Here is a 5,481-nt window from a genome sequence, read left to right on the forward strand (position 1 = left end):
TTGGTCTGATGTGGAACGCTTCTTGCGTCCCATGCGTCAGTAAAGGGAATGCCAGAAACATACAGCGCCGATCTTGAACACCGGAAGCCGCTTTGCGAGGGAAGAAGCGGGTCTGGAGTGTCGAGACCGTTTCGTGATGTTTAAGTGGCTCTGATGTCGACGCTGTAACCAAAACTTGCTCAAGGTGTTTGCGCAGCTAGACATGATGTTGGGATGAAAGTGGCAGATGTGGCGTGAGTGCCCCCTTACCGTGAGCCACCATGTCTATGTGATGCAGATCACATCAAGTTGATGGCACCGATTCCGGCGCGGGCACGTCTAACGGCCCCCTCAAGGTCCGATCCGGCTTTCGCGTCATCGCGCGGCCCGGCTTCCGGCCCCCTGGACCGGGCCCCTCCCGCCCCGGAAACGGGTGCGGGACCCGGCGCGTGGCGCCGGGTCCCGCTGCTGGCTCAGGAACTTCGAAGGTGCGCGGGCTACTTGTAGAGCTCGCCGTTCGGACCGACGATCCTGCCGGACCACACGTTGGCGGCCTTGCGGTAGATCTCGGCGGTCTCACCGTCGAAGTACGGCGAGGTGATCAGGTCGTAGCGGTCGTTCTGGTCCTGGTCGCCGAAGAGGCTGGTGACACCGTTGACGTAGCCGAGACGCCTGGCGCTGCTGTACTGCGTCAACCACGGGCCGCCGTCGGCGCCGGGGGTGAAGGCGCCCTTGAGACCGACGTGCTCCTCGACCTTCTCCGCCGCGGAGACGTACTCCTTGCCCGACGTCTTGCCGTACAGGTACTTGGGGGTCACGCCGCTGTAGGGCCTGTCGCCGTCGCGGTGCGGGGCGGCGGGGTAGCCGAAGACGTAGACGGGCTTTCCGGTCTTCTGGTTCCAGGTGAAGCCCTGGCCGCCGACGTTGTCACCCAGGCGGCCGACATCCTTGGAGAGCAGGATGTAGTAGTGCGAGCCGCGCGACCACTTGGGACCGCTGAACCCCGCGTACTCGGCCTTGGTGACCTGCTTGACGCCGTTGAAGGCGACTCCGTTGTAGACGGTGACGAAGGCGTAGTCCTTGTCGTAGTCCTCGTAGTTGGCGAAGTCGTAGTGCGTCCACGCCGACTTGCCGACGTAGATGCCCCACGGGGTCTTGCCCTGGTAGTAGCCGGGGACGAAGACCCACTTGTCGAGGGTGTCGCTGTTGCTGCCCGGGTCGTAGACGCAGTGGCCGGCCGTGGCGACCAGGTTGCGGTACTTGCCCTGGATCGAGGTGGCCGAGCACCACCGGTACTGCCCGTTGACGACGAAGAACACCTTGCCGATGGTCTTGGGCAGGTTGACGTTCTTGGCGAGCGACGGGGTGGGCTTCTGGGAACCGGTCGGGCCGACGCTGCCGGGCCTGCCGTCGGGGGAGAAACCGCCGCCGACCTTCATCTTCGGGGCACCGGGGTCCGCGTTGTAGACGGTCGCCCTCTTGAGGGCGGCGAAGTTCGAGGCTGCCCAGAAGTTGATGACCGAGACCGCCGAGGAGTTGTTCCTGGCCATCGGGTCGGTCGCCCAGTCGGGGGCGGCCTGGGCGGTGCCCGCCAGGGGGCCGACCAGGGTGGTGGCCAGCAGGGCGGTGGCGGCTGCGGCGCCACCGAGGGGAAGAAGAGAGTGTTTCAAAAGACGAGCTCCTTGCGCTGCAACGTTCCCGGGGATCCGGGAACTGCGGGACGACAAGCTACGAACCTATGCAGCGACCGCCGGGCCAAACGTCGTCTAAGCCCCTCTTAAGGCCCTCTTAAGGCGGCGTTATGTTCGGGGCGCCTGCTGGGTGGCCGCCCAGTGGTAGGCGACGTAGGTCGACGCGATGAAGTACGGGGAGGAGATCCGGTCGTACCTGCGGTCGGTGTCGGTGTCCCAGGCGAAGCTGTTGACGCCGTTGAGGTAACCGAGCGCGGTCCTGTTGTCGTAGGAGATCAGCCAGGGGCCACCGCTCGCGCCGTTGGTGAATCCACAGGTCAGAGCAATACCCTGCTCGACCAGGCGAGCGGGGGCCCGCACCTTTTCGGTGCGCCCGTCGCACGACTTGAGCCGCTGGCCGTCGTAGGGCCTGCTGCCGTCGGGGTGTGGGGCGGCCGGGTAGCCGAAGGCGAGGGTGAACAGGCCGGTGCCCCGGTTGGTCGCCAGGCCCTGCCCGCCGACGTTGTCCTCCAGGCTTCCGACACCCTCCATCTCGTAGGTGCCGGCGGTCTTATTCGCCTTCCACCTGAAGCCGTCGTGCACGGTGACGAACGCGTAGTCGTAGTCGTAGTCACCCCTGCCGACGAAGTCCTCGTGCAGGTTGAGCGAGTGGCCGACATAGATCCCGTACGGGGTGTTGCCCTTGTCGTAGCCGGGGATGAAGATCCAGTACTCGGCCTGACTGCCCGTCTTGGCGTCGTAGGCGCAGTGTCCGGCCGTCGCGACCAGGTTGTGGTTGGCCGCCGCCACCGAGGAGGCGGAACACCAGTAGTCCTTGTTGCCGATCCGGAAGAACACCTTGCCGACGGTCAGTGGGGAGCCGCCGGAACCCGGAGCCCGCTTCTTCGGAAGGGTGGGCCTGACCAGCGGCGCGGCCCCCCCGGGCTTGGCGGCGCTCTTCCCGCCGCCGGCCGCGGTGGTGGCCGCCTCGGTCATGGCCGTCGCGCCGCCCGCCTCCCCGGCGGCGGTGGCCGTGGCGCTTCCGGCCGTGGCGCTTCCGGCCGTGGCGCTTCCGGTGGTGGTGTTTCCGGTGGTGGTGTTTCCGGCGGTGGGGGACGGCGAGGTGGTGGTGCCGGATTTCCCCCCGGGTGTCGCGGGCACCCCGGGTGTCGCGGGCCCGTTGTCCATGGCCTGCTTGAGCCTGGCCGGGCTCCAGTACTCCGCGATCCGCCGCATGTCGGCGACGCTCTTGGTCAGCGGGATCGAGGTGATGCCGCTGGGCACCGTGTTCAGCGGACCCGCCGCGGCGCTCCCGGCGAACGCCGACGTCATGGTCACACAGGCGGCGATCAGCGCCCCGAGTGTGGCCGTGAGCCGCCGTACGCGGGAGGACATGAGGGGGATTCCTTTCGGAGGGCCGGAGTTTCGGAGGGCTACCAGGGATGCAAGGGGTGATTTTTCCAGATCAACTTGGTTTTGGGCAGTTCGCTGGACCGATCCGCTCATGCTCCGTTATCTGGTCAGTGTGCCCGAGGGTGTATAAGCACTCCGTGAAGCTGCGGAAAGGGCCCGGTGCGTACCGGGCCCCTCCTGGTTCACACAGCCTGCGTCCTAGGCCGGGAGCTTCCCGGTCCAGAGGTTGGCCGCGTGCTTGTAGATGCCGTACGTCTCACCGTTGAAGTACGGGGTGGTGACGCGGTCGTAGCGGTTGTTCTTGTCGCTGTCGATGGTCAGGCTCACCACACCGTTGAGGTAGCCGGTCCGCTTGCTGTTCTTGTACTGCAGCAGGAAGGGGCCGCCGCTGGCGCCGGGAGTGAAGGCGCACTTGATCGCCTGGTGCTCCTCGGCCTTGTAGGCCGCGACGACGGGAGCGGCGACGGTCGTGCCGTAGCACCACTTCTGGGTGTGACCGGAGTACGGCTTGTCGCCGTCCAGGTGGGCCGAGGTCGGGTAGCCGAACGTGAAGACCTTCTTGCCCAGCTTCTGGTTCCAGGCGAAGCCCTGGCCGCCGACGTTGTCGCCGAGGCGACCGGCGTCGGCCACCGTCGAGATGTAGTGGCGGAAGATCACATACTTCACCGACGCGGTCTTCTTAATGTACTTCACCACGTAGTAGTGGGTAATGGTGTAGTTACCCTTTTCGTCGATCTTCCGGTAGCCGGGACCCTTGTAGGCGTCGTACTCGCTCTTGGTGACGTTCTCGACACGGCTTTCGAGCTTGGAGCCGGCCTTGGGCCAGTCGCCCTGCGGCAGTTCCTTGTCCTTGAGGGTGACCTTGTCGTTCTTCAGGCCGTAGGTCTCGCCGGTGACCTTCTCCCAGGCCCACTTGTCCGTCTCCGACGCGACGGCGAGGGCGCCCTTGTACTGGGGGCCCACCTCGTCCTCGGAGGAGATGTTCTCGACCTTGCCGATGCCACCCTTCTGGGTCCACTTGTCGTAGGTCTCGAAGTCGACGGTGCTGGCGGCCTCGCGGCCCACACCGCCCTTGTCGACGTGCGCCTTGAAGGTCTTGTAGTCGACTTCCTTCTCCGGCTGCTGCTTGATGCCGTTGTAGACGTTGACGAAGGCGTAGTCGTAGTCGTAGTCCTCGTAGACCGTGAAGTCATCGTGGGTGTTGACCTTGGCGCCGACGTAGATGCCCCAGGGAGCCTTGCCCTGGTAGTAGCCGGGGATGAACACGAAGTTGTTGAACGGCTTGTTCGTGTCGGTGTCGTAGACGCAGTGGCCGGCGGTGGCGACCAGGTTGCGGTACTTCGACTGCACGGAGCTGCCGGAGCACCAGCGCTCCTGTCCCTTGCTGTCGACGAAGAAGACCTTGCCGACGGTGATCGGGAGGTTCACGTTCCGCGACTTGCCGGCGGACTTGCCGCCCTCGCCGGTGGGGGCGACGACGCCGGGCTTGCCGTCGGCGGCCGCCCTGGCGGCGCCGGTCTTGTTCAGCTTCGCCGAGACGGTGGAGTCGGAGAGGTAGGTCTTCGCCGACTTCAGCTTCGAGGCGGTCCAGTAGCCCGCGATGGCCTTCGCGTTACCGGAGGGGGTGAGCGCCGCCGACTTGATGTCGGGGTCGGCGGTGCTCGCCTGGGCGGTGGCGGGGAGGGAGGCGCCGATCATCGCGGCTGCCGCGAGGGCACCGCCGAGGGGAAGGATCAGACGCTTGGCTCGGGGGTTCAATGAAGCTCCTTCTTTGTCATGGATCACTCGGGACGCGATCCACGCATGCGTAAAGAGACAAGAGGTGACCGTACTCGGCAAAGATGGGGTAAAGGGCTACAAAACGGGCAAGAGCCTGGACCGATATGATTTCGTTACCAAATTCATGGAACCGGAAATCCATTCCGCCCGTCTGATCCTTCCTTGCTTGATCGAGAGATCTCGTGCGGCTCATTTGAGCGTGTGAACTGCGAAAACGCCGAGACTGGTCGTTGTCCTGACGGTGGGTGTCCCTCCTCCCCCGGAACGTTCCGGGGGAGGAGGGGCTGTGGCCGCCGACGCGAGCAGGGGCCCGATCTTGAGACCGGGCCCCTCTCGTTCCTCCGGCCGGCCGCGGGTATACGGCGACGCTGCGCGTCGCGGTGAGGCCGCTGGGATCCGGCTCCTTTCCTCGTCGGGCGGAGTCGTTCGTTCCTCGCGAGTTGCCGGCGACGCCGGCGCGTCGCGGTTCGGCCGTTGGGATCCGGCTCCTTTCCTCGTCGGGCGGAGTCGTTCGTTCCTCGCGAGTTGCCGGCGACGCTGGCGCGTCGCGGTTCGGCCGCTCTTGTCCGGCTCCTTCCCTCGTCGACCGGGGCCGCTCGTTCCTCGCGACCCCGCTCTCCTCGGTCCAGTCGCCGGCGCG

At 65.9% G+C, this 5,481-nt stretch carries 3 protein-coding genes; all 3 read right to left on the minus strand.

The features are described 5' to 3' along the window. Positions 1 to 476: 476 nt before the first annotated feature. Positions 477 to 1,649, minus strand: coding sequence for a hypothetical protein (locus ABZU75_RS44985; protein WP_355569213.1), 1,173 nt, complete (start codon positions 1,647 to 1,649; stop codon positions 477 to 479). A 129-nt stretch (positions 1,650 to 1,778) separates the two neighbouring features. Further along, a complete protein-coding gene (locus ABZU75_RS44990; protein ID WP_355569216.1) occupies positions 1,779 to 3,044 on the minus strand; it encodes a serine protease in 1,266 nt (421 codons plus the stop codon). 216 nt (positions 3,045 to 3,260) lie between these two features. Further along, positions 3,261 to 4,820: a hypothetical protein gene (locus ABZU75_RS44995; RefSeq protein WP_355569219.1), complete on the minus strand. Its 1,560-nt coding sequence runs from the start codon at positions 4,818 to 4,820 to the stop codon at positions 3,261 to 3,263. Positions 4,821 to 5,481 lie beyond the last annotated feature (661 nt).

This window comes from Streptosporangium sp. NPDC005286 (genome assembly GCF_040607515.1).
Classification (GTDB): Bacteria; Actinomycetota; Actinomycetes; order Streptosporangiales; family Streptosporangiaceae; genus Streptosporangium.

Excerpts from the sequence above, each read along its gene's own strand:
- ABZU75_RS44990 (WP_355569216.1), bottom strand. The coding sequence starts at position 3,044 with ATGTCCTCCCGCGTACGGCGGCTCACGGCCACACTCGGGGCGCTGATC.